The organism is Burkholderia sp. WTPI3 (genome assembly GCF_021483755.1).
Classification (GTDB): Bacteria; Pseudomonadota; Gammaproteobacteria; order Burkholderiales; family Burkholderiaceae; genus Burkholderia.
On sequence record NZ_JAGIXF010000231.1, the window covers coordinates 1 to 626 of the forward strand.

Genomic DNA, 626 nt, shown 5'->3' on the forward strand with positions numbered 1-626 from the left:
TCAGACGAAGAAGGGCAACGACTGGTATTTCGGCATGAAGGCCCATGTCGGCGTCGACGCCGACTCGGGTCTGGTGCATAGCGTGGTCACCACGGCGGCCAACGAGCCGGACGTATCGCAGGCCCACGCCCTGCTGCACGGTCATGAGCAGGAAGCGTTTGGCGATGCGGGCTACACCGGCGTGGACAAGCGCGAGGAGATGAAGGGCAAGACGGTGAAGTGGCACGTGGCGCTCAAGCGCGGAAAGATCAGGGCGATGCAGGAAGGTCCGCTGAAGGACCTCGTGATCGCGGTCGAGCGAACCAAGGCGCAGATCCGCGCCCGGGTCGAGCATCCGTTTCATGTCGTGAAGAACCTGTTTCGTCATCGCAAGGTGCGCTACAAGGGTCTAGCCAGGAACACGGCACAGCTGTTCAGTCTGTTCGCGCTGGCGAACCTGGTGATCGCGAAAAATCAGCTGTTGTCGACTCATGGGAGCAATCCGTCATGTGTGTGAAAAACGCGGGAAGTGAGGCCCGAATACGAGCGAAACTCACCTCGCATGTCGTCAAATTCCTACGTCAATCTGAAAATTGCAACCTGCCTCGTCCGTTATGCGGACGACAGGCTCATTGATCAGCGTTTCC

Annotated in this window: 1 pseudogene; it reads left to right on the forward strand. The window is 58.9% G+C overall.

Annotated elements, in window-relative coordinates:
- Nucleotides 1–496: pseudogene (locus J7024_RS37040) on the forward strand (IS5-like element ISBmu23 family transposase); the annotation flags it as partial.
- Nucleotides 497–626: the final 130 nt, after the last annotated feature.